18 protein-coding genes are annotated in these 22,530 nt (G+C 68.8%); 12 read left to right on the top strand and 6 right to left on the bottom strand.

What is annotated here, in order from left to right; genetic code table 11:
- Positions 1 to 56 precede the first annotated feature (56 nt).
- A complete protein-coding gene (locus FZP69_RS03965) occupies positions 57 to 872 on the bottom strand; it encodes an arylamine N-acetyltransferase family protein (protein WP_240137448.1) in 816 nt (271 codons plus the stop codon).
- Positions 873 to 1,101: 229 nt separating this feature from the next.
- Here FZP69_RS03965 and FZP69_RS03960 point away from each other — a divergent pair, with 229 nt between their 5' ends.
- Positions 1,102 to 2,073 carry an L-lactate dehydrogenase gene (locus FZP69_RS03960; protein ID WP_152040059.1) on the top strand — a complete coding sequence of 324 codons (972 nt, stop codon included), beginning with the start codon at positions 1,102 to 1,104 and terminating at the stop codon, positions 2,071 to 2,073.
- Between the two features lie 12 nt (positions 2,074 to 2,085).
- On the opposite strand, the gene FZP69_RS03955 is transcribed toward FZP69_RS03960, so the two are convergent.
- Positions 2,086 to 3,060, bottom strand: a complete 975-nt coding sequence (locus FZP69_RS03955; RefSeq protein ID WP_192918451.1) for a DNA methyltransferase — start codon at positions 3,058 to 3,060, stop codon at positions 2,086 to 2,088.
- 104 nt (positions 3,061 to 3,164) lie between these two features.
- Here FZP69_RS03955 and FZP69_RS03950 point away from each other — a divergent pair, with 104 nt between their 5' ends.
- From FZP69_RS03950 to ubaA, 5 genes are all read left to right on the top strand, one after another.
- On the top strand, positions 3,165 to 5,708 hold the full coding sequence (locus FZP69_RS03950; protein ID WP_152040057.1) for a bacterio-opsin activator domain-containing protein: 2,544 nt from the start codon (positions 3,165 to 3,167) through the stop codon (positions 5,706 to 5,708).
- Positions 5,709 to 5,769: 61 nt separating this feature from the next.
- Complete coding sequence (locus FZP69_RS03945) at positions 5,770 to 6,099, top strand: hypothetical protein (RefSeq protein ID WP_152040056.1); 330 nt, start codon at positions 5,770 to 5,772, stop codon at positions 6,097 to 6,099.
- Positions 6,100 to 6,383: 284 nt separating this feature from the next.
- Positions 6,384 to 6,974 (top strand): 50S ribosomal protein L15e, encoded by a 591-nt coding sequence (locus FZP69_RS03940; protein WP_152040055.1) that lies wholly within the window; start codon positions 6,384 to 6,386, stop codon positions 6,972 to 6,974.
- A 90-nt stretch (positions 6,975 to 7,064) separates the two neighbouring features.
- Complete coding sequence (locus FZP69_RS03935) at positions 7,065 to 7,802, top strand: CPBP family glutamic-type intramembrane protease (protein ID WP_152040054.1); 738 nt, start codon at positions 7,065 to 7,067, stop codon at positions 7,800 to 7,802.
- 120 nt (positions 7,803 to 7,922) lie between these two features.
- Positions 7,923 to 8,732 carry an SAMP-activating enzyme E1 gene (ubaA, locus tag FZP69_RS03930; protein ID WP_152040053.1) on the top strand — a complete coding sequence of 270 codons (810 nt, stop codon included), beginning with the start codon at positions 7,923 to 7,925 and terminating at the stop codon, positions 8,730 to 8,732.
- Positions 8,733 to 8,774: 42 nt separating this feature from the next.
- On the opposite strand, the gene FZP69_RS03925 is transcribed toward ubaA, so the two are convergent.
- Positions 8,775 to 10,400, bottom strand: coding sequence for a methyl-accepting chemotaxis protein (locus FZP69_RS03925; RefSeq protein WP_152040052.1), 1,626 nt, complete (start codon positions 10,398 to 10,400; stop codon positions 8,775 to 8,777).
- A 189-nt stretch (positions 10,401 to 10,589) separates the two neighbouring features.
- Here FZP69_RS03925 and FZP69_RS03920 point away from each other — a divergent pair, with 189 nt between their 5' ends.
- The 3 genes from FZP69_RS03920 to FZP69_RS03910 all read left to right on the top strand — a co-directional run bounded on the left by FZP69_RS03920 (position 10,590) and on the right by FZP69_RS03910 (position 13,224).
- A complete protein-coding gene (locus tag FZP69_RS03920; protein WP_152040051.1) occupies positions 10,590 to 11,738 on the top strand; it encodes a guanosine monophosphate reductase in 1,149 nt (382 codons plus the stop codon).
- Positions 11,739 to 11,835: 97 nt separating this feature from the next.
- A complete protein-coding gene (locus FZP69_RS03915; protein WP_152040050.1) occupies positions 11,836 to 12,129 on the top strand; it encodes a MoaD/ThiS family protein in 294 nt (97 codons plus the stop codon).
- Positions 12,130 to 12,204: 75 nt separating this feature from the next.
- Positions 12,205 to 13,224, top strand: a complete 1,020-nt coding sequence (locus FZP69_RS03910; protein WP_152040049.1) for a hypothetical protein — start codon at positions 12,205 to 12,207, stop codon at positions 13,222 to 13,224.
- A gap of 36 nt (positions 13,225 to 13,260) precedes the next feature.
- Here FZP69_RS03910 and FZP69_RS03905 read toward each other — a convergent pair whose 3' ends face one another.
- Positions 13,261 to 14,568 (bottom strand): acetamidase/formamidase family protein, encoded by a 1,308-nt coding sequence (locus tag FZP69_RS03905; RefSeq protein ID WP_152040048.1) that lies wholly within the window; start codon positions 14,566 to 14,568, stop codon positions 13,261 to 13,263.
- A gap of 173 nt (positions 14,569 to 14,741) precedes the next feature.
- Between FZP69_RS03905 and FZP69_RS03900 the strand changes: the two genes are divergently transcribed.
- On the top strand, positions 14,742 to 15,548 hold the full coding sequence (locus tag FZP69_RS03900; protein ID WP_240137446.1) for an HAD-IIA family hydrolase: 807 nt from the start codon (positions 14,742 to 14,744) through the stop codon (positions 15,546 to 15,548).
- A 49-nt stretch (positions 15,549 to 15,597) separates the two neighbouring features.
- Here the strand turns inward: FZP69_RS03900 and FZP69_RS03895 are convergent, their stop codons facing one another.
- Positions 15,598 to 16,230 (bottom strand): DsbA family oxidoreductase, encoded by a 633-nt coding sequence (locus tag FZP69_RS03895; RefSeq protein WP_152040047.1) that lies wholly within the window; start codon positions 16,228 to 16,230, stop codon positions 15,598 to 15,600.
- 112 nt (positions 16,231 to 16,342) lie between these two features.
- Between FZP69_RS03895 and mutS the strand changes: the two genes are divergently transcribed.
- Both mutS and FZP69_RS03885 read left to right on the top strand, forming a co-directional pair.
- On the top strand, positions 16,343 to 19,030 hold the full coding sequence (mutS, locus tag FZP69_RS03890) for a DNA mismatch repair protein MutS (RefSeq protein WP_152040046.1): 2,688 nt from the start codon (positions 16,343 to 16,345) through the stop codon (positions 19,028 to 19,030).
- A 283-nt stretch (positions 19,031 to 19,313) separates the two neighbouring features.
- Positions 19,314 to 20,327 carry a DMT family transporter gene (locus tag FZP69_RS03885; RefSeq protein WP_152040045.1) on the top strand — a complete coding sequence of 338 codons (1,014 nt, stop codon included), beginning with the start codon at positions 19,314 to 19,316 and terminating at the stop codon, positions 20,325 to 20,327.
- A 289-nt stretch (positions 20,328 to 20,616) separates the two neighbouring features.
- On the opposite strand, the gene FZP69_RS03880 is transcribed toward FZP69_RS03885, so the two are convergent.
- Positions 20,617 to 22,335: an acyl-CoA synthetase gene (locus FZP69_RS03880; protein ID WP_152040044.1), complete on the bottom strand. Its 1,719-nt coding sequence runs from the start codon at positions 22,333 to 22,335 to the stop codon at positions 20,617 to 20,619.
- Between the last annotated feature and the right edge of the window lie 195 nt (positions 22,336 to 22,530).

Below are 22,530 nucleotides of genomic sequence, written 5' to 3'. Positions count from 1 at the left end.
TCGTCGCGAGGATGGTCGACGGTCGACACGGAAGCCGTGCTCGCGACGAGAGAGCACTACGGAGGGTCGATGCCGAACTCGGTTCGGAGGAGCCGAGCGTACGCGTCCGGATCGATCGACCGTTCATCGGTGTCGTCCCCACTGACGCGCGTGAACGCGTCCGGGTCGAGTTTCACGAAGCCAGTTTCGGTCGCCCGGAGGACGACAGTATCACCCGTGAACCCCGACTCGGGGGCGTGCTGGAGGTAGTCGCAGGTCGCCTCGAAGTAACGCAGGTCGCGGGGGGTGGTGTCGAACACGTACCGATCGGTCCACTCCCCGCTCGTCCGGTACTGGAGGCAGAACTCGGCGTCCGGACGGTCGCTCTCGACGGTCCGCCACTCGACCCCGGCCCCGTCGGGATCCGCTCGGTCGCCGAGCGCGAGTGGTCGGCGGAGCATCGGCGGCCCCATCCCCACGTCGACCAGGTAGGGGCGGTCGAGCGTGACGAGCAGCGGGTGGTGGTTCGCCGGCACCTCGATCGCGCTGACGACGCGAGCGGCCAGCCGAGTCACGTCGAAGCCGCGGTCGGCGAGCAGCCAGCCGAGCTCGAAGCAGAAGCCGCCGCGCTCGCCGACGACGATCTTCTCGTAGAGGGCCGGGAGCGACAGGACGACGCCCTCGCCGTCGCGCTCGCCGAACGGGTCGCCGGTGATCGACAGCGTCTCGAACGGGACGGTCGTGACGTGCGCGCGCTGGAGGCGTTCGAGCGTCGTCAGATCGACCTCGGAGACGGTCTCCGGCGACACGCCGATGCGTGAGAGGTACCGCTCGGGGTTCATCATCGGGGCGTCGGGCGTCGATCCGTCGGACGGGGAGGGCGATCGGGTCACAGGAGACGTACTCGTCGCAGTCAGTAGTGTGTGCCGCCTGGCCAGCGGAGCTTTCCGGGATCGGATCGCGTCCGTCCGGGCCATCGCCAGCGATCCACGCTTATAAACCGCATGCTGCGATACGAAATCGGTCGTGAGACGACAGACTGCGATGGATCGGTCGGAAACGCCACGCGGCACGTGGCGAGAGTACCCAAGGTATATCCTCACTCCGTTTCGAGTAAACGTTATGTCGAGTACACGCACGCGGGGGAAGGTCGCCGTCGTCGGCGTCGGGAGCGTCGGGGCCGCGACCGCCTTCGCGCTGACGTCGAGCGGCGTCGCGAGCGAACTCGTGCTCGTCGACATCGACGAGGAGAAGGCGGAGGGCGAGCGGATGGATCTCAGCCACGGCGCGTACTTCACCCCGCCCGTCGACATCACCACGGGTGGGTACGAGGACTGCTGGGACGCCGACGTGGTGGTCGTCACGGCGGGCACCAACCAGCGACCGGGCGAGAGCCGTCTGGAGCTCCGCGAGCGCAACGTGAGCATCTTCGAGGAGCTGATCCCACAGCTCACGGCGGGGCTCGCCGACGACGCAATCCTCCTCGTGGTGACCAACCCGGTCGACGTGCTCTCGTACGTCTCGTGGACGCTGTCGGATCTCCCCGCCGAGCGCGTCGTCGGGTCGGGCACCGTCCTCGACACGTCGCGGTTCAGACACGTTCTCAGCCGGGAGTGCGACGTCGACCCGAAGAACGTGCACGGCTACGTCGTCGGCGAACACGGTGACAGCGAGGTGATGCTCTGGAGTTCGACCAACGTCGCGGGCGTCCCGTTCGACACCTACGCCGCGGCACACTGCGGCGGGATCGACGAGGACGGCAAGGACGAACTGGAGCAGGAGGTCAGGGAGGCCGCCTACGAGATCATCGAGCGGAAGGGGGCGACCAACCACGCCATCGCGCTCGCCACCACAGAGATCGTCGAGACGATCCTCCGCGACGAGAACTCGATCCTCACCGTCTCGACCCTCCTCGAGGGGGAGTACGGCATCGAGGACGTCTACACGAGCGTGCCGTGCGTGGTGAACCGCGACGGCATCCGGAACGTCGTCGAGCGCGACCTCCCGGCCGACGAGCAGGCGGCGCTCGAACGCTCCGCGGGGATCCTCGCCGAGAACCTCGCGGACCTCGGGGTGCGCGAGTCGGGCGAGTAACGCGAGCGACGCTCACTCCTCGCGGAGAACGAGCACGTGCTGGTGAACCATCGACGGCACGAACGCGAACGGGTAGCCGTACACGTGGAGGTCCTTCGCGGGATCGTACCAGATCAGATCCGCCTTCAGCGTGAGTCCGATCGACTCGAGAGCTCGGGCGAGGTCGGCCGAGAGGAAGTGAAACGACGAGTCACGGTACATGTCACCGATGAAGACGACGACGTACGCGCCGTCGCGGAGGGTGCGGCGGAACGCGTCGAACGTCGTGGTCATCGTCGAGAGCCACTCCTCCTTCGAGGCGGGGTCGTCGACGCTCGAACCGGCGGCGTCCGGGTCCGCAGCGGCAGCCGTCGTGTCACTGGCGTCGGCGTCGTCGAACCGTCCGAGTTTGCTAGCTCTCGTTCGGCGGGGATTTCGCGTCTGAGCGACCGCGTCCATCGACCAGTACGGGATGTCGGTGAGGAGGAGGTCGACGCTGTCGGTCTCGACGTCGTCGACGAGGACGGCACAGTCGCCGTGACGCAGCTGCTGGGGAGCGAGGGGTGGCTCCCCGCGTTCTCGGCGAGCGCGGTTCTCCCGGGCGAGGACCTCCTCGTACAGGTCGACCCACCGCGCCGTGCGCTCGAAGCCGAGCGCCTCGCGGCGACCCGTGCCCTCGTGTGCGGCGAGACTCGCGCCGAGGAGCGTCCCGCCGACGCCGGCGTAGGGGTCGAGGACGCGCTCGCCCGCCTTGCTGAACCGCTCGACGAGGTCCAGACACAGTCGGGGCGGCTTCTGCCCGCCGTGTTCGCTCCGCAGCTCGTGCTGGAGGTCGGGCGGGTACGGATCGGCGATGACGGATTTGGTGGCGTACTTCCACTCGCGACCCGTGAGGTCGTTGACCCGGTTACGTTCGTCGTAGATCCCCCGTCCGGGGACGTGCCGCTGGTGCGGTTTGAGATCGTCGCGTTCGTGGGGACCGTCCGGGTCGGCCGGATCGTCTGTCACCCGATCGACTACCGCGGCGAACCCGATAAGCACCACGGGCCGGGCGGAACAGGAGAGCGTTCCTTCGAGGGAACGCTTAGGTAGGTGCTCCCCGAGCGCGTGGTATGGAGGATGAGCGCACTGACGACGCCATCGAACGGTTCGTGCGGGCGGCCGCGGGGGAACCGGTCACCGCGAGCGAAGTCGCGGAGGCGGTCGGCTGTGTGCGCCGGACGGCCCACAAGCACCTCACGCGACTCGCGGACGGGGGAGCCGTCGAAACGAAGAAGGTCGGCTCACGGGCGCGCGTGTGGTGGTCCGCCGACGCGCAGCCGAGCGACGGGGTGTTCGGCCGGATCACGGACGCCTTCTTCGCCGTCGACACCGACTGGGAGTTCACCTACCTCAACGACCAGGCCGAACAGTTGCTCGGTCAGACGGCCGACGCACTCGTCGGACGAACGCTCTGGGAGGCGTTCCCGGACGCGGTCGACACCGCCTTCGAGTCGGAGTATCGCCGCGCGATGGAGACCCAGGACGCGGTCTCGTTCGAGGAACGATACCCGCCGCTGGAGACGACGTTCGCCGTCGAGGCGTACCCCTCCCCGACGGGGCTGTCGGTGTACTTCCGGGACGTCACCGACCGCGTCCGTCGGGAACGTGAGCTACACGCGCGAGTGCACCAGCAACGGACCGTGGCACGACTCGGGAGACGGGCACTGACGGCCACGGACGTGGACGAGTTCATGACGCACGTCTGTGAGGTCGTGTCGGAGATCCTCGACACGGCGTACTCCAAGGTTCTCGAACTCGACGCGGGAACGAGACGGCTCCACCTGCGGGCGGGCGTCGGCTGGGACGACGGTGTCGTCGGGACGGCGACCGTCCCGGCGGACGCGAACTCACAGGCGGGCTACACCCTCCAGCGGCGCGAACCGGTCCGCGTCGAGGCGCTGTCGACCGAGCGGCGTTTTACCGGACCGGACCTCCTCACGGACCACGGCGTCGAGAGCGGCGTGAGCGTCGTCATCGGCTCGCCAGGGGAGCCGTGGGGGATTCTGGGGACGCACGACACGGCCGCGCGGTCGTTCACTGAGCAGGACGCGGACTTCGTCCAGAGCGTCGCCACCCTGCTCGCCAGCGCCGTCGACCGACACGAGCACGAGCGGGAACTCGCGCGGTACGAGACGGTGTTCGAGGCGCTCAGCGACGGCGTCTACGCGGTCGACTCCGACGGCCGGTTCACGCTCGTGAACGAGGCGTACGTCCGGATGACCGGCGTCCCGCGAGAAGAGCTGGTCGGGTCGCACGTCTCTCGGCTCGTCGACGAGGACGTCCGTGCTGCCGCGAAGGGACTCGAGGGGGAGCTCGTGAGCGGTCGCCGTGAGACGGCCACGCTGGAAGCTGAACTCACGGACGCCAGCGGCGAGACGTTCCCCGCCGAGGCGACGTTCTCCATCCAGGAGAGCGCCGACGGCTACGAACGGATCGGCGTCGTTCGCGACACGACGGAACGGAGGCGACACGAGGAAGCGATCCAGGAGCAGCGCGACCGCTTCGAGCGCGTCACCGACACGGCGCTCCGCGTCTTCGACGCCATCCGGGGCGTCATTCGTGCCGAGACACGAGCCGACATCGAACAGACCGTGTGTGACCGACTCGTCGACGGTGGACCGTATCGGGGGGCAGCGGTCGGGCCGGTGAACTGGGACGACGACAGGGTCACGACGTCCGTGGGTGACGAGTGGCCGAGCGACGCGTGGCAGGGAGTCGTCCCGCCACTGATCGCCGAGGCGACCGAACACGAGCGTGGCGTCGCCGTCGAAGCGGACACCGTCGCCGTCGAGCTGACCTACGACGAGCGGCAGTTCGGGCTGCTCGTGCTCCGAACCGAGCGCGACGACGGCTTCGACGAGCGCGAGCGCTCGTTGCTCGTCGAACTCGGGAGCGCGGTCGGTCTCGGGATCAGCGCCGTCGAGCGCAAGGACGTCCTCGTCAACGACAGCGTGACGACGCTCGAGTTCGGCTCGACGGCCCTCGCCGAGCCGTTCACCGACGTCGTTGGTGCGGACGCGTCGTTCGAGTTCCTCGCCGACAGGATCGTCCCCGTGGGTGACGACACATACGTCAGCCACTACAGCGTCGGGGGAATCTCGCCGGAGGCGTTCGTCGAGGCGACGGAGTCGTTCCCCACGGTCGAGCGCGCACGGGTACTCGACAGCCACGACGGGGGCCGTCGCGTGGAACTACAGACGACGGGCGGGGCGCTCGTGACGCAGTTCAGACGGTTCGACGGACGGGTCCGGTCGTTCACCCTCGACGACCGGGAGCTGCAGTGTACGGTCGACGTGCCACCGGGGAACGTCCGCGAGATCGTCGAGACAGTCACGGCGACGTATCCGGACCTCGAGCTGCGGGCACAACGAACGAACGACCGCCGGGTTCGTACCTCGGCGACGTTCCACTCGGCGGTCGAAGACCGCCTCACCGAACGCCAGCGGACCGCGCTCGAACTGGCGTACTTCGGTGGCTACTTCGAGTGGCCGCGGACGACCGACGGCGAAGCGCTGTCGACGACGATGGGGATCACGCCACCGACGTTCCACAAACACCTCCGGCTCGCGGAACGAAAGGTGCTCGACGCGCTGTACCGGGAGCCGGAGGGCTAATCAATTTGCCCGTCAGCTCATTTCGACGTGGACGCTACCGTTTGAGAGAGAACCGTCAGCAATGTCCTCCACACCAGCCCCCCGTGATACACTCCCGACCGCCGAGAGCGGCCTGACGACCGACGAACTGTTCGGGGTGCTCACCGCACGACGCCGCCGTGACGTGCTCCACGTCCTCCGTCGCCAGGGTGAAACCGATCATGAACCGCTAGCGAGGGCGCTCGATGGCACCGAACGTGACATGACCGCCGTCGAGCTACACCACCTGGTGCTCCCCAGGCTCGAAGGAACCGGTCTCGTCGACCTCGGCGACGACGGAACCGTCACTCTGACCGACGGCGGGCGGGCGGTCGCCACGTGGCTCGAGACGGTCACCGACGGCTGGTCCTGACGCCCCGATCGTCACGAACAGCCTCGGTCCCCGTCGACGCCGACGCGTCGGCCCTCTACCGGTCACCCCCGACACGCGTGCTGATTCGAAGTCCTTAACAGCGCCACGAGGGAACTGGAGGTAACTCGCTGGCACGCGGGCACGCCAGCGGGCACCCGCGACCGCTCCCGGGGCCGAACCCGACGGGCGGCACGGGACGACATGTGACGGGGGAGGCGCGATGTCGCGTCTCCGGGAGGCGACATCGTCGCCGACGTCGAATCGCAAGCGCCCGCGGTGAAAACATGGCACGAAGCTTCTACTCACACATCAAGGAAGCCTGGCGCTCCCCGAAGGAGGGGAAACTCGCCGAACTGCAGTGGCAGCGCAAGCAGGAGTGGCGCGACCAGGGCGCCATCGTCCGCATCGACCGTCCCACCCGTCTGGACAAGGCGCGCGAACTCGGCTACAAGGCCAAGCAGGGCATCACCGTGGTTCGGGTCGCCGTCCGCAAGGGGAACGCCCGCAAGCAGCGGTTCAAGGCGGGCCGCCGCTCGAAGCGCCAGGGCATCAACCGGATCGGTCGCCGCAAGAACATCCAGCGCATCGCCGAGGAGCGCGCCGCGCGCAAACACCCCAACATGCGCGTGCTCAACTCCTACTGGGTCGGGGAAGACGGCTCGCAGAAGTGGCACGAGATCATCCTCGTCGATCCCGAGCACCCCGCGATCCGGAACGATTCGGAGCTCAACTGGATCTGCTCGGACAAACACAAGGGCCGCGCCTTCCGTGGACTGACCAACGCCGGCAAATCCAACCGTGGGCTGAACAACCGCGGCAAGGGCACGGAACACGTCCGTCCGAGCCAGGGCGCGAGCAGGCGTCGCGGCAAGTAAACACACGAACGCCGTTTTCTCGTCTGTCGTGGGACCGCCAGGACGAAGCCCGTGAGAGGGTTCTTTACTCGCCACGACGTGGAGAGCCACATGGCTCCGGAGACGACGCTCGTCGACCCACGCCGGATCGGGCCGCCGTTCGCCGTCGGCGTCCTGGCAGTGCTCGGAACGCTGCCAGTCGTCACGACGCTCGAGCCGCTGGCCGGCGTGCCGCGGTGGGTGGTAGTGGTCGCCGTCATCGGTACCGGCGTCGTCGCGGTCGGGGTTGCGGCCGCCGTCGGCGCGATGCTGGCCGGTGACGTCGGCCTGCAGGCGTTCGCTCCCGGTCGCCTCTCCGGTGACGGGGCCGGTACCTACCGACTCCCGGCCGTCGCCGGCGTCGGCGTGGCGCTGGCCACGCTCGGGATCCACGCCCTCGTGGCCGCGCTCGGCGGCGACCCCGCTCCGCCGAATCGGTGGACGGGCGGCGGGTCGCTCGGGATGGTCGCGAGCGTCGCCGGCGGCGTCGTCACGGAGCTCGTCCTCCGGTTCGGCTTCATGACGCTCGTGGTCTGGACCGCCTGGACGTACCGACCGGCGATCGATCTGGGGGTGACGCGGACGAGCGCCTGGGCCGGCATCGTGACTGCCGCCGCGCTGGGTGGCTGCGCGGCGGCTCCGGCGGCGGCCGTCGGCGGCTTCGATCCAGTCACCGTCGGCGTCGCCGCCCTCGTCACGTTCGGCGGTGGTGTGGTGTTCGGATACCTCTACTGGCGGTACGATCTGGCCGCCGCGGTGATCGCACACGGCGTCGCGGGGCTCCTGCGAGCGCTCGTCGCGTCGGTCTGATCGTCGGCCCACGGGGGTCCGGCACGCGAACTCGCTCGATTCACCGATCCGTCCGGTGGGGTGCGTCCACACGAACCGCGACCGGCGGGGACTTATGTCCGCACGCCGCGAACCGGATGTATGAGCCTCTCTCTCGACGCGACGCAGCTGGACCGTTACTCCCGGCACATCATCATGGACGAGGTGGGGCCGGAGGGACAGAAGCGGCTGCTCGACGGGAGCGTCCTCGTCGTCGGCGCAGGGGGCCTCGGCGCGCCGGTCATCCAGTACCTCGCCGCGGCGGGTGTCGGTCGGCTGGGCGTCGTCGACGACGACGTGGTCGAGCGGTCGAACCTCCAGCGGCAGGTGATCCACGCCGACGAGGACGTGGGCGTCCCGAAGACGGAGAGCGCACGCCGGTTCGTCGAGCGACTCAACCCCGACGTCACGGTCGAGACGCACGAGACCCGGCTCGACCGCGAGTCGGTCGCGGTGGTCGACGACTACGACCTCGTCGTCGACGCCTCCGACAACTTCCCGACGCGCTACCTGCTGAACGACTACACGCAGCTCACGGAGACGCCGCTCGCCCACGGCGCGATCTACAAGTTCGAGGGACAGGTGACGACCATCACGCCAGGGGGACCGTGTTACCGTTGTCTGTTCCCCGAGGCACCCGAGCCGGGGACGGTCCCCGACTGCGCGACGACCGGCGTCCTGGGTGTACTCCCGGGGACGGTCGGCTGTATCCAGGCGACGGAGGCGGTCAAACTCCTCCTCGGGGCCGGCGAGACGCTCGAGGGGAGGCTGCTGTTCTACGACGCCATGGACATGACGTTCGAGACGGTGCCCTACCAGCGGAACCCTGACTGTCCCGTCTGTGGCGACGACCCCATCGGGAGCGTCGCGGAAGTGGAGTACAGCGGCGGGTGCGCGGTCGGGAGCCACTGATCGACCCGGTTCCCGTCGGGGAGATCCGGGACACCGACCGGATCAGCGGTCGAATTCGAACCCGGACCGCCGGTCGCGGCGGGCGCCGCCGTCCGACCGTGCCGCCGTGGAACGCTCGGCGTCCGCCGACGCCGCCTCGACGCGGCCACAGAGCCGGTCGACCTGCTCCAGGAGGTCGTCCAGTGCGACCGACTGGTGGCTGGCCGCGTCGGTGATCCGCGTGCTCGCGGCCTCCGTCTCGTCGGCCCGTTCGCGGACGGTCTGGATCGTCGTCGTCACCTCTTCGATGTTGGTCGCCTGTCCGTCGGTCGCACGGGCGACCTCCTGGACGCCGTTGGCCGCGGCGTCGGCCGCGTCGCCGATCTCGGTCAGCGCGTCGAGTACCTCGCTGATCTCGCCGGAGGCGACCTCGATCTGCTCGTGGGAGGCCTCGCTCGCCGCGACCGTCTCGTCGGCCTGGGCCTGGATCTCCTCGATGCTCGTGGCGATCTCCTCGGTGTGATCGTGCGTCTGGTTCGCCAGCTGTTTCACCTCGTCGGCCACCACCGAGAAACCCTCGCCGGCGTCGCCCGCCCGTGCGGCCTCGATGTTGGCGTTGAGCGCCAGCAGGTTCGTCCGGTCGGCGACCTCGGCGATGACCTCGACGACCTCCTCGATGGCACCCATCCGTTCTTGGAGTTCGACGACGCTGTCGAGCAGGTCGTCGGAGATGTCGATGACGTTGTCGGTGGCTTCGCGGACACCCTCGCCGGCTTCCTGTCCGGCAGCGGCGGCGGTGCGCGCCTGTTCGGCCGCCGAGGCGACCTCGTCGGACGTGGCGGCGATCTCCTCCATCGACGCCGAGAGGTCCTGCATCTCCTCGGCACCACGGGCGAGGAGGTCGTTCTGGTCGTGGACCTGTGATTCGATCTCGCCGGCAGCGTCGACGGTGTGGTCGATGGCGTCACCCAGGGTGTGGGCCGTCTCGTCGACCTCTGCGGTGAGCGACTGGAACCGTTCGGCCATCCCGTTGAACTCGTCGAGGACGACGAGCAACTCGTCGGAGAGGACGCCGTGTTCGTCTTCGAACCGCGCGCGGTCCCCGAGGTTGCCGTCGGCGACCGATCGGATGGTCCGCCCGAGTTCGTCGACGAGCGCCTGCGTCGCGCGACTCTTGCGCACGGCGTCCGTCCGGTCGTGGACCACCTCGACGACGCCCGCCAGTTCGTCGTCGTCGTAGATCGGCATCGCGTTGAACCGGATGTGACGGTCGACCCCGTGGCGGTCGGTCATGACGCTCTCGTCGACGTAGAGCCGCGAGTCGTGGTCCATCCGGTCGATGTCGAACTCGCGGTCGGCGTCCTCGGGGTGGTCGAGCACCTTGTCCGCGAGCGTCCTCGCCCGGCGGCCGTCGGGGTAGAAGGCCTCGCTGGCGTGTGCCAGCCCGAGCGCCTCGGTGGCGGGCACCCCGGTGAGTTCCTCGATCGCCGAGTTCCAGACGACGACGTGTCCCTCGGCGTCGAGGGCGAACAGCGGGGCACCGACCCCGTCGAACAGCTGGGCGAGGTCGAGCGCGTGCGCCCCGGCCGCGAGCGAGCTCGCAGCGGTCGTCTCGAGCCCACCGTCGGCTCTGGCGTCGGGAGAGCGCCCCCACGGTGACGGGAGCCACCCCAGGAGTCCTTCGAACATACCCGTGGCCACACCGATCCGCGGCATAAGTCTTCGTCGCGAAGAATCGATTGTGATAACTTCGTATTTCGAAAACCGCAGTACAGAGCCAGGTTGCATGAGAGTTACGGGTCAGAGTATCCGATCAGATATCGATACCGAGCCAACAGATATATGTGTGACGAACACCTCGCTCTCCGAGGTTACAAGATGGAGGTCAGAGAGGGACTCTCGTACGGCGACGTGCTCGTGGTTCCGCAGCGATCGGCGGTCGACAGCCGGAGCGACGTCGACCTGACGACGAACCTCACGCCCGGCATCGAACTCGAGACGCCGGTGCTGTCGGCACCGATGGACACCGTCACCGAGACCGAGACGGCGGTCGAACTCGACGCCGTCGGCGGCTTCGGGGTGATCCACCGGTTCGCGGGCGTCGACGAACAGGCACGGATGGTCCGTCGCGCACACGAGGCGGGCGCGCAGGTCGGTGCGGCCGTCGGCATCGACGAGGACTACCTCGCGCGGGCCGAAGCCGTCCTCGCCGCCGGGGCGGACTGTGTGGTCGTGGACGTCGCCCACGGCCACATGGAGCGATGTCTGGACGCGGTCGCACGCATCGACGATGAGTTCGGCGCCGAGATCGTCGCGGGCAACGTCGTCACGCCCGCCGGCGTCACGGATCTCGCCGCGGCCGGTGCCGACGCCGTCAAGGTCGGCGTCGGACCCGGCTCACACTGCACCACGCGGAAGGTCACGGGAGCCGGGATGCCCCAGTTGACCGCCGTGGACGACTGTGCTTCGGCCGCCGCGGACGTCGGCGTCTGCATCGTCGCCGACGGGGGAATCCGGATGTCGGGCGACGCGGTGAAGGCGCTCGTGGCGGGTGCCGACACCGTGATGCTCGGGAGCTTCTTCGCCGGCACCGACGAGGCACCCGGCGAGGTCGTCACGGTCGACGGCGAGCGGTACAAGCGGTCCCGGGGGATGTCGACGACGGCGGCCAACGAGGCCCGGACGGACAAGCAGGGGACCGAACCCGGTGCCGACGAGGGCGTCGAAGGGTTGACGCCCTACGCCGGAGCGCTCGGTCCCGAAACCGAGGAGTTCCTCTGGGGGATCCGCTCGGGGCTGTCGTACTGCGGCGGTCACACCCTCGCCGAGGCGCGCGCGAACGCCGAGTTCGTCCGTGTCTCCCCCAGTGCCGCCGAGCGCGAGGGTGCCCACGGCGTCCACGTCGACGACGCGCAGGGGCGCGACGGCTCCCGGGGGCGCGAACACGACGGCGTGACCGGCCCCGACGAGAACGCGGGGGACGAGAGCGTGACCGGGGAAACCCTCGCGGCGACGAACGACGACTGATCGGGCGTCGGACTCGGCGGCGACGAGGTCGCGCGCGTGAACTCGAACCGACGAGAGCGAACTCAACCGACAAGAGGCCTCGCACCCACGTCCACACGTGAACGTACGTGTGACCCTCTACGGGCCGCTCCGGGGCGCGACGGGGACGAAGACGGTCGAGTTGACGCTCACACCGGGCGACGAGGAGGGGAGCGAATCGAACACACCGCCGACGGTCGGCGACGTCGTCCGGGCGTTCGCCGACCGGTATCCGCGCTCGCGTGACCAGCTCCTCACGGAGGACGGCGAGATCCGGCCGAGCGTCCGGGTGCTGTGCGACGGCGAGAAACGGGAACGGTCGGAGCCAGCGAGCGGCGAGCTGTCGCTGTTCCCCGCGATGCGGGGCGGGTGAGCGGCGGACCGCACGCGCCGCCCGGTCGTCCCAGGCACGAACGCACTTACCACTCCGACCGCAATCGACGGGCGAATGTCGACCCGCTGGGACGACGTCCGGTTCGAGTTCGCCGTCGAGTGGTACGTCCTGAAACGACGACCGGGGGAGTGGTTCCTGTTGAGCGGCAGCCGACTGGCCGTCACCGGCGTCGGGCTGCTCGTGGTCTCCGCGACGATCTGGACCGCCGTCGCGGCGGGGCTCGTCCCGCTCGAAGAGGAGACGCCGATCCTCTTTCTGCTGTTCGCACTGATCAGCGGGAACTTCACGCTCATCACCATCGTGGTCTCGATCAGCCAGTTCGTGCTGGCGCGACACCTCGAGTCGCCGGGTGAGATCCGCGGGAAGATGGACGAGATGGTGGGGTACCGACGGGAGGTCGGCGCGACGACCGGCCGACGCGTCGTCCCGGTCAGTCCCTCGGAGTTCGTCCTCCTGCTGTTTCGCACGATCGCCCGCCGGCTCGACGCGCTCTCGGCGGAGCTGACGACGGGGAGCGTGGCCGGTGAGGAGGTCGACGACGCGGTCGTCGCCGAACTCGAGGCGCTCGTGACGGGACTGGGCGAGCACGTCGAGTACGTCATCGCGCTCCTCACTCGCCCGACAACCGGACTCAACTACGCGCTGTTCGCGACGCTGAACGCGAGCTACGAGCAGGACATCTACGACGCGTGGCGGCTCCGCACCGAACACGCCGAGAGCCTGCCGGCGGAGACGACCGACGCGCTCGACGAGCTCGTCGAGTGCCTCGAACAGATCGACGTCGCCAGACGCGTGTTCAAGACCGTCTTCATCCAGTCGGAACTCGCCTCGCTCTCGCGCACCCTCCTCGCCATCGGCGTCCCCGTGCAGATCGTCTCGGTGGTGTTGATGCTGCTGTTCACCGACTCAAGTGGCTGGACGACCGCGCCGGCGACGCTCCGGCTGATCATCCCGACGATCGTGACCGCCGGCTTCGCCCCGATCCTCCTGCTCACGGCGTACATCCTCCGACTCGCGACCGTCGCGAGGCGTACCGCGTCGATGTACCCGTTCACCAACCAGGTCGGCGCGTAGTCTGCGGGGCGATCGGCGTCGGAGCCAGCCGCCCGCTCAGAGCCCGTACTGGTCGCGGACGAGGTGTGCGATCCCCCGGTCGTCGAGTCGGTCGAGCGGCGCGAGCATCGTGAGCTGGACGACGCCCGGGAGGCGACCGATCTCGACACCGCCCGTGAACGTACACCGGGCGCGGATCTCCCCCTCCGACATGTCGAGCAGGTGGGCGGCGCGGTCGAACGCGTTGTCGGTGGCATCGTTGATCGTCGCGCCCGTCCCGATCACCTGGATCGGCCCGACGTCCTCGACGAGGTCGACGCCGTACTCGGCGGCGAGCGCGCGGCCCGCCTCTCGCTCGGCGTCGCTGTACGGCTGGGCGATGTGCGGGAGGTCCTCCCGGTTGGGGAGGAGGAGCGGGCCGTCGATGTCGAGCCCTTTCACCACCTCGACGTCGATCGTCGCCCGCCCGCTGACGTCGGTCGTGTGCAGGGAGAGCTCGCCGTCGCCCTGGTTGGCGTGCATGTCGCCGACGTAGACGCCGCCGCCGTCGACCTTGACGGGACAGATCAGTATGGATCCCTCGCGGACCGCGTTGATGTCCATGTGGCCGTCCGTCCTGTGCTCGAGTTCCGCTTCGCTCGCCAGCCCCCAGTCGTGCCCGGCACCGACGAGGAACTGCCCGAAATCGCCGGCGTTGTGCGAGTCGGGAAGCTCGATCGAGGGGGTGGTGCCGATGTTGCCGATGAACGGTCGGAGGTGGCCGAGCGTGCCCGGCATCTCCGACGGCTTGTAGAGGAGGATGGGGTGCTGCCGGGAGTTCTCGGGGAGGGCCATCGCCTCGTCGGCTCTGTTGGCGAGGTCGTCCGCTCCCTCCGGGCCGACGGTGAGTCCCACGGTCCGGTCGTCGTCGAAGACGACCGTGTAGCCGTACTCGAAGCCGAACGAGGAGGCGTTGGCACCACACTCCGCGCACCTGACGGCGTCCTCGCCGGTCCCCTCGACGACGCTCTCGGGCCACGACGTGCCGCACTCCGGACACCTGTGGTCGACGAACGGGTCGTCGCCGAACGCCCCCTCGCGTTCGACCATGCTCCCCGTCGACGTGGCGATCGACGTCACCTCGACGTCGCGGATGTGGAGCGCGATGGCGTCGCCGACCGCCGCTCCCTCGACGCGGATCGGGTTCGTCACCTCGTGGCCGCCGCGGAACGAGGGCGTGATCATCGGTCCCCAGCACGCCGGTGGCGTGTGTGTGCGGATCGTCCCGCCGTCGGCGACAGTCCCCGCCCACTCCTGCTCCGGCCCGACGAGGCCGAGGGTGTACTGGTCGACGTCGAGTACCTGTTGGACCTCTCGTTGTGCCATGTTCGAGGTACGGGCGTGCGTGGTATTAACTGTCGTGCCATCGAGAGGATCGGGTGCCGGTCGACGCCGTGGCGCTCGGTGCCCGGCCCGTCGTCGGATCGTACCCTCGGGAATCCGTTCACTGCCACGCCGGTGCCCCCAGAGGTAATGTCCTCGACCCCGTACCCCACGACGTGCACGCGAGAACGAGGATCGAGGGCGCACTGGTCGACATGGACGGCACCCTGTACCGCGGCGACGTGCCGATCCCGGGGGCGAGAGAGGCGATCGACACGCTCCGCGACGCCGGCGTCGCCGTCCAGTTCCTCACGAACAACGCGACGAAGTCCCCGGCGGAGTACGTCCGGAAACTGGCCGGGATGGGGATCGACGCCACGCCCGACGAGGTCGTGACGGCCGGCGTCGTCACCGCCGACTACCTCGCCCGCGAGTACCCCGACGACCGCGCGTACGTGTTCGGCGAACCGTCGCTCCGCGAGGTGCTCACGGACAGGGGCGTCACGGTCACCGAGGATCCGATGAGGACGGACGTCGTCGTGCTGTCGCTCGATACCGGCCTCGACTACGACCGTTTCACGCGCCTGCTCCGGGCGATCACCCCGAGGACACCCATCATCGCGACGAACCCCGACCGGACCAAACCCGGCACGGACGGCATCGTCCCGAGCGCGGGGCTGGTCATCGGTGCCGTCGAGGGGATGACCGGGCGCGAGCCAGATACCGTCGCCGGCAAACCCTCCGTCGTGGCGGGGCGGTTCGCACTCGATCGACTCGGCGTCGACGCGAGCGACTGCCTCCTCGTCGGCGACCGCCTCGACACGGACGTTCAGATGGGCATCGCGGTCGGCGCGACGACCGTGCTGGTCCGGACGGGTGTCACCGACGCCGCCACGCTCGACGGGTCGGAGATCGAGCCCGACTACGTCCTCGACTCCATCGCCGAGATCGGCACCGTGCTCGGGAGCGACGGCGACGGGTGAGCACGGGCCGAGAATCCCGATCAGGGGTGAGGAGTCGACGACCGCCGCGTCAGGTGCCCTCGACGAGTCGTTCGAGGTGTTCCGGCGGGACGGCACCGCGTGCCGCGTACCCATCGTAGGCGAAGGTGGGGACACCGGTCACCCCGTGTTGCTGGGCCTCGGTGAACCGCGCGCGCACCTCCTCGCGCAGGGCCTCGTCCGAGAGCGCCGCGCGGATCTCGTCGCCGTCGATTCCCACGTCGTCGGCGAGGTCGACGAGCAGCGCCTCGTCGCCGATGTCTTCGCCCCGTTTCCACAACGATTCGAAGATCGAACTATCGAACTCGAGCCACGTCTCGTACGGGTAGTGCTGTTTGACGTAGTACGAGGCGACCTGTGCGGGCAGGGAGTCGACGTCGGTCGCGATGTCGAGCGTCATCTCGACGTCGTACTTCTCCTGCAGGCGGCGAACGTTCTGCTTCGCCTGTTCGTAGTAGTCGTCGTCCTTGCCGTCGTCGACCGAGTTATCGATGCTTCCGTCGGGGTTTCGCTTCCCACTTCGAAGATCGAATGGATGCCAGTCGATCTCGAGTTCGTCGTCGCGGGTGTCCAGATACCGGCGAAGCGACTCGCGTCCCAGGTAACAGAACGGGCAGACGTAATCCGAGTAGACCGTGATCCGGTCAGGGTCGTGCTGGTTCATGTGTGGAGATACTGGTCGACGCCCGAAAAGAGGGTTGTGCTCGTGTGTGTGTGGGTCGCAACCGTCCGTCGACCCACAGCGTTTTACCACGCCAGCGCCGGAGATATCCACAATGCCGCAAGGGATCGTCGGAGAGTTTCTCTCGCTCAAGGAGGAGACGGACGCGGATCTGCTGGCGATGCAGTGTGGCGACTTCTACGAGTTCTTCGCCGACGACGCCGAGACCGTGGGACGGGAGCTGGACCTGAAGGTCTCCCAGAAGTCCTCGCACGGATCGTCGTACCCGATGGCGGGCGTCCCGCTGGACGACCTCACCCCCTATCTGAAGGCGCTCGTCGAACGAGGCTACCGCGTCGCGGTCGCCGACCAGTACGAGACGTCCGAGGGCCACGCCCGCGAGGTGACGCGCGTCGTCACGCCCGGCACCCTGCTCGAGACCTCCCGCGAGGACGCGCAGTACCTCGCGAGCGTGGTCTCCGAGGGAGACCGGTACGGGCTGGCGTTCGCGGACGTCACCACCGGGCAGTTCCTCGTCACAGCCGTCGACGACGTGGACGATGCCCACTCGGAGGTGTACCGATTCGACCCCGTGGAGCTCCTGCCCGGACCCGGCGTCCGTGGGGACGACGCGTTCCTCCGACGGGTGCGCGATAACGGCGTGACGCTCACCACGTTCGAGACGGAGGCGTTCGCGCCGGGCCGGGCACGGCACGCGCTGGGCGAGCGGTTCGGCGACGCCGCCTCGAGCGTCGGCCTCGACGACGAGGTGGCGATCAGGGCGGCCGGCGCGATCCTCGCGTACGTCGCGGAGACGAACACGGGCGTGCTGGCGTCGATGACTCGGCTGCGACGGTACGAGCCGACCGACCACCTGACGCTCGACGCCACCACCCAGCGGAACCTCGAACTCACGGAGACGATGCACGGCGACCGGACGGGATCGCTCGTCGACACCATCGACCACACGGTGACGAGCGCCGGCGGTCGCCTCCTCAGGGAGTGGGTGACGCGCCCACGGCGCGACCGCACGGAGATCGGTCGCCGGCTGGACTGCGTCGAGGCACTCGCCACCGAGGCGCTCGCGCGCGAACGCCTCCGCGACGCGCTCGACGGCGCGTACGACCTCGAACGGCTGGCCTCGCGCGCTGTCGGCGGGCGAGCCGGTGCCGCGGACCTCCTCGCGATCCGCGACACGCTCGCGCTCCTCCCGGCGCTCGCGGAGGCCGTCGAGGAGAGTGCGCTCGCCGACTCTCCGCTCGCGGCGGTCGTCGACCGTCCCGACCGCGAGGCCGCCGGCGACCTCCACGCCGAACTCGAGAACGCGCTCGCGGACGACCCACCGAAGACGGTAACGCAGGGGGAGCTCCTCAGGAAGGGGTACGACGACGAACTCGACGACCACATCGAGCGGCAAGAGGCGATCGAGGGGTGGCTCGACTCGCTGGCCGAGCGGGAGAAGCGCGAGCACGGCCTCAGTCACGTCACCGTCGACCGGAATCGGACCGACGGCTACTACATCCAGGTGGGGAAGTCGGTCGCCGATCGCGTCCCCGAGCACTACCGCGAGATCAAGACGCTGAAGAACTCCAAACGGTTCGTCACGGACGAACTCACGGAGAAAGAACGGGAGATCCTCCGGATCGAGGAGGCGCGCGCCGACCTCGAGTACGAGCTGTTCTGCGACCTGCGCGACCGGGTCGGCGCACGGGCCGAACTGTTGCAGGACGTGGGCCGGACGCTGGCGGAGGTTGACGCGCTCGCGTCGCTCGCGACGCACGCCGCGGGTCGTGACTGGACGCGCCCCACCCTGACGGAGTCTGGCGACCTCCACATCGAGGCCGGCAGACACCCCGTCGTCGAGACGACGACCGAGTTCGTCCCGAACGACCTGCACATGGGCGGGGCGGCTGCCGCCGAACAAGACCGTGCCAGCGGGCACGCGAGCGACGAGCGCGACTTCCTCATCGTCACCGGCCCGAACATGTCGGGGAAGTCGACGTACATGCGGCAGGCGGCGCTGATCACGTTGCTCGCGCAGGTCGGGAGTTTCGTGCCCGCCGCGAGCGCCGAGATCGGCGTCGTCGACGGCATCTTTACCAGAGTGGGTGCGCTCGACGAACTCGCCCAGGGCCGGTCGACGTTCATGGTCGAGATGCAGGAGCTGTCGAACATCCTCCACTCCGCCACCGAGGAGTCGCTGGTGGTCCTCGACGAGGTGGGGCGGGGAACGGCGACGTACGACGGGATCTCCATCGCCTGGGCCGCGACGGAGTACCTCCACAACGAGATCGGATGCAAAACGCTGTTCGCGACGCACTACCACGAGCTCACGTCGCTGGCCGAACACCTGCCCAGGGTGGCGAACGTCCACGTCGCGGCGGAGGAACGTGATGGAAGCGTGACGTTCCTTCGAACCGTGGAGGAGGGCGCGACCGACCGCTCCTACGGGATTCACGTCGCCGACCTCGCGGGCGTGCCGGGGCCAGTCGTCTCCCGAGCCTCCGAAGTGCTCGACCGTCTCCGCGAGGAGAAGGCCATCGAGGCGAAGGGGAGTTCGAGCGAGGGGTCGGGGCCGGTGCAGGCGGTGTTCGACCTCGGCAGCGGCCAGTTCGCAGCAGGCGGTGGGACGGAGACGACGACCGAAACTACGACAGCGGAACCCGCCAGCGACGGCGGCGAGGTCGACCCCGAGATCGAAGCCGTCCTCGACGAGTTGCGCGACACCGACGTCAACGACACCTCTCCACTCGAACTGATGGGTCGCGTCCAGGAGTGGCAGCGGCGGCTCGACACCGAGTAGCGGCAGGAGTCCGAACGAATCGACCGCCGAGTCGCCACGAGACGGGAGGTGCAGAGTCGGGAGACGTTCACGCCGAGGTCGAGCGCTCTCTGACGTGAACTGCCACGTGATCGGATCCATCCGGGGACCGACGAGACCGGACGAACCCCTGGAATTCGACAGTGTGAGGCGACGCTCCGGTTCGTGCCAGCACGTCTCGCGCAGCCCTCTTCACGATCCGTACCCTACAGCGGATAGTGCGTTACACGCCCCCCAGTGAGACATCCCTCGACCGGTGGTACCGGTGAACTGGCACGCCCTCCTCCCGGCGCTTCCGACCACGCCGTCGGTCCCCGCGCGCTACCGCGACGCCGGACTGTTCGTCCTCCTCGCCGCCCTGTTCGGCGGCTCGTTCGTCGCGATCAAGACCGGGCTCCGCGAACTCCCGCCGGTGCTGTTCGCCGGCCTCCGGTTCGACCTGGCAGCGGTCGTGCTACTGGCATACGTCGGCCTCACACACCCCCGGACAGCGTGGCTCCCCCGTACCCGCGGGGATCTGCTGGGGATCGCCACCGCGGCCGGGTTCCTCGTGTTCCTCAACAACGGCCTGCTGTTCCTCGGACAGGGGACGACCACACCCGCGGCGGCGTCCGTCATGTACGGGCTGAACCCGGTCCTGGCACCCGTGTTCGCGTGGTGGCTCGTCGGCGAGCGACTCTCCCGGATCGGCGCGGTCGGCATCGGAGTCGCGCTGGGCGGTGTGGTCCTCATCGTCCAGCCGTCGCCGGCGACGGTCGCCGACGCGGGTGCCGTCGGACAGGTGCTCGTGCTCGGCGCTGCAGCGGCCGTCGCGTTCGGGAGCGTCCTGCTCCAGCGCGTCGAGCCCCGGATGGGCAGCGTTCCGCTGACGGCGTGGGCGATGGTCGGCGGGGCGGTCCTGCTCCACGGGGCCAGCCTCGCGGTCGGGGAGTCGCCCGGGAGCGTCGTCGGCATCGGCCCCGCGACGGTCGCGAGCCTCCTCGTCGTCGGAATCCCCTCGACCGCGGTCGCGTACGCGATCTACTTCGGCCTCATCGACCGGGTCGGTCCGGTCCGTGCGAACCTGGTCGCGTACGCGGTGCCCGTGTTCGCAGCGCTCCTGGGCTGGCTGGTGCTCGGCTCGACGGCGTCGCCGTGGACCGTCGTCGGCTTCCTCGTCGTCGTGGTGGGCTTCGCGCTGGTCGAACGCGACACCGTCCGCGAGGAGATCGGTCGGCTCCGCCGTCGAGCACGTGGCACGGCGGCCTCGCCGACGGCAGCGCCGCCCTGCGACGACTGACGCCACTCTCTCTCGTGCCCGGTGCGCGTCGCCCCGTTCGCCGTGGACCGGCCCTCCTGTCTCCGGACGACGTCGCAGTCGAGACCGTCCTCGACGAGGTACGTGGAACCGACGTCGACGAGACGTCTCCGCAGGAGCCGAGGGTACGACAGTGGCAGCAGCTCGACGGGGACTGACGTTCGAGGGCATCGGCGCGTCCAGACGAACGACGACGGGATCGGATGTCGACAGAGTGCGAGCCGTGGGAGTATCGAGCGGCGGGATAGACCTGGGAGCTGCGTGCCCGTCGTCAGTCCGCTTCGAGCAGCCCCTCCCGCTCGCGGAGGTCGCGCCGACGAACCTTCCCGGTCGTCGTCTTCGGGAGTTCGTCCACGAACGCGAGTTCTCGGGGGTACTCGTACTTGGCGAGGCGGTCTTTCACGTACGCCTGGAGTTCCGCCCCGAGTTCGTCGCTCTCGGCCACCCCCTCCGTCGAGACGACGAACGCCTTCGGAACTTCGCCGCGCAGCTCGTGGGGGACGCCGATCACGCCGGCGTTGGCGACTGCCTCGTGTTCGGCGAGACACTCCTCGATCTCGTCGGGCCCGATCCGGTAGCCCGAGGAGACGATCACGTCGTCCGTCCGACTGTGGAACGAGACGTAGCCCTCCTCGTCCATCGACACCAGATCCCCGGTTCGTAACCAGCCATCCTGGATCCGTCGTCGCGTCCGTTCCGGGGCGTTCCAGAACGTCTTGAAACACAGCGGGTTCCCGTCGTAGCGGAGCGCGAGTTCGCCGATCTCGCCGGGTGCGACGGGATCGAGGCTCTCGGGATCGAGGACGCGAACCTCGTGACCGAGTGCGGGTTTCCCCATGAACCCCGAGCGGTGCTCGATCCCGAGTGCCGCACAGTCGCCGACGAACGCCGACGCCTCCGACTGCCCGTACCCCTCGTGGACAGTGACGCCGCCGACGGTCTCCTCGAACCACTCGACGATCGTCTGCCCGAGCGCCTCGCCCCCCTGCATGGCGACCCGGAGGCTGGAGAGGTCGTAGCGCGCCGTCGGGTCGTCGACTTGCATCATCATGCGATAGCCGGTCGCCGGCCCGGGAGCGAGGAGGGAGACGCCGAACCGGTCGACGAGTTCGAACTCCCGTTCGGGATCGAACCGTGGATCGGCGTCCGCGACCACGGGGACGCCGTAGTACAGCGGGGGCAGTATCCCGTTGTTGAACGAGCCGGCCCACGACCACTCGACGGTCATCCGAACGACGTCGTCCGACCGGAGCTCCATGTTGCCCACCATGGTGACGAACGCGGGCAGGATACCCAGCAGGCTCCGGTGCGCGTGGACGACCCCTTTCGGCGGCCCGGTCGTCCCGCTCGTGTACAGGAGCATCGCGGTCGTCTCCGCGTCCGTGGTCGTGGTTTCGGCGTCGGCCGAGTGACCCTCGATGGCCTCTCTGACGGGCAGTTCGTCGGCTCCGGTCGACGCGTCGCCGACGGTGAGCACCGTGTCGAGGGCCTCGAGGTCGTCGCGGATCTCCCGGAGAGCCGGGAGGCTCGTCTCGTCGGCCACGAACGCGGTCGCGCCGCAGTCGTCGAGCCGGTACCGCAAGCCGTCCGGTCCGAACAGGAGGCTCAACGGCACCGACACGGCGCCGAGTTTCCACGTGGCGATGTGTGCGAGCAGCGTCTCGACCCTCTGGGCACCGGTGACGCCGATCCGGTCGCCCCGCTCGACCCCCTGACTCGCGAGGTAGTTCGCGAATCGGTTCGCGTCTCGATACAGTTCGCCGTACGTGTGCTCGGTCTCGGTCCCATCGGGCTCGACAGCGTACACCGCGACGCGGTCGGGGTCGGCCTCGGCCCACCGGTCACAGAGGTACGTGGCGATGTTGAACCGTTCGGGCACTTCCCACTCGAACGCCTCGGACAGCGTGTCGTAGTCCGCCCAGTCCTGTTCGTAGAAGCGGTACATCTCGAGCGTCGGATCGAGGATCGGGTCCGTCTCCTTCTGTGCCATGGTCGATCACGGAGGGGTCTCGCGCAGGGAACAGTGGTTCGTGCGGTCGGGTCACTCGTGGTCGACGTCAGCCGACCACGGCGGTCGGTCCGTCCCGATTCGATGCTCCTGTGAGTAGAACGTTAACACGCACCATTATTTTCTTACCTGATAGGAATCGGGTGCGGTGTAAGACGGTTCCCACGGTGTACAACG

Source organism: Salinigranum salinum (assembly GCF_009176545.1).
In the GTDB taxonomy this organism is placed as follows: Archaea; Halobacteriota; Halobacteria; order Halobacteriales; family Haloferacaceae; genus Salinigranum; species Salinigranum salinum.
Note: the sequence above shows the minus strand (reverse complement) of the source record. Positions and strands in the feature narration are given on the sequence as shown.

Coding starts and splice junctions, on each gene's coding strand:
- FZP69_RS03960 (WP_152040059.1), top strand. CDS start 1,102: ATGTCGAGTACACGCACGCGGGGGAAGGTCGCCGTCGTCGGCGTCGGG.
- FZP69_RS03950 (WP_152040057.1), top strand. CDS start 3,165: ATGGAGGATGAGCGCACTGACGACGCCATCGAACGGTTCGTGCGGGCG.
- FZP69_RS03945 (WP_152040056.1), top strand. CDS start 5,770: ATGTCCTCCACACCAGCCCCCCGTGATACACTCCCGACCGCCGAGAGC.
- FZP69_RS03940 (WP_152040055.1), top strand. CDS start 6,384: ATGGCACGAAGCTTCTACTCACACATCAAGGAAGCCTGGCGCTCCCCG.
- FZP69_RS03935 (WP_152040054.1), top strand. CDS start 7,065: ATGGCTCCGGAGACGACGCTCGTCGACCCACGCCGGATCGGGCCGCCG.
- ubaA (WP_152040053.1), top strand. CDS start 7,923: ATGAGCCTCTCTCTCGACGCGACGCAGCTGGACCGTTACTCCCGGCAC.
- FZP69_RS03925 (WP_152040052.1), bottom strand. CDS start 10,400: ATGTTCGAAGGACTCCTGGGGTGGCTCCCGTCACCGTGGGGGCGCTCT.
- FZP69_RS03920 (WP_152040051.1), top strand. CDS start 10,590: ATGGAGGTCAGAGAGGGACTCTCGTACGGCGACGTGCTCGTGGTTCCG.
- FZP69_RS03910 (WP_152040049.1), top strand. CDS start 12,205: ATGTCGACCCGCTGGGACGACGTCCGGTTCGAGTTCGCCGTCGAGTGG.
- FZP69_RS03905 (WP_152040048.1), bottom strand. CDS start 14,568: ATGGCACAACGAGAGGTCCAACAGGTACTCGACGTCGACCAGTACACC.
- FZP69_RS03895 (WP_152040047.1), bottom strand. CDS start 16,230: ATGAACCAGCACGACCCTGACCGGATCACGGTCTACTCGGATTACGTC.
- mutS (WP_152040046.1), top strand. CDS start 16,343: ATGCCGCAAGGGATCGTCGGAGAGTTTCTCTCGCTCAAGGAGGAGACG.
- FZP69_RS03880 (WP_152040044.1), bottom strand. CDS start 22,335: ATGGCACAGAAGGAGACGGACCCGATCCTCGATCCGACGCTCGAGATG.